Raw genomic sequence first — 283 nt, 5'->3', positions numbered from 1 at the left:
GGCGCTGAATGGCCCGCAGCATGGTCAGCACCTCGGCTTCGCAGTCTTCGCTCACGAAGGCCACGGCCTGGGCGTACTCCTGCGGGGCGGCGCTGTAGGGCTCGAAGCAGTGGTAGGCGCGGCGGGCGGCCTGAGCGGCTTCCTCGCTTTTCTGGCCGGCGTACTGCATCATCTGCTCCAGCCACTCCCAGCGCGCCTACACGTCCCGGCCGTAGAAGCCGATTTTTTGGTGAATGGGCCGGGGGGCGTTGCGCTGCCAGAGCCAGTCGACCAGCGCGGCCAC

At 68.6% G+C, this 283-nt stretch carries 1 protein-coding gene; it reads right to left on the bottom strand.

Annotated features, from left to right (window positions below):
* A partial coding sequence (locus EJV47_RS29210) for an erythromycin esterase family protein (protein WP_424322196.1) occupies nucleotides 1–181 on the bottom strand: 181 nt, incomplete at its 3' end.
* Between the last annotated feature and the right edge of the window lie 102 nt (nucleotides 182–283).

It is taken from the genome of Hymenobacter gummosus (genome assembly GCF_003970915.1).
Classification (GTDB): Bacteria; Bacteroidota; Bacteroidia; order Cytophagales; family Hymenobacteraceae; genus Solirubrum; species Solirubrum gummosum.
Note: the sequence above shows the minus strand (reverse complement) of the source record. Positions and strands in the feature narration are given on the sequence as shown.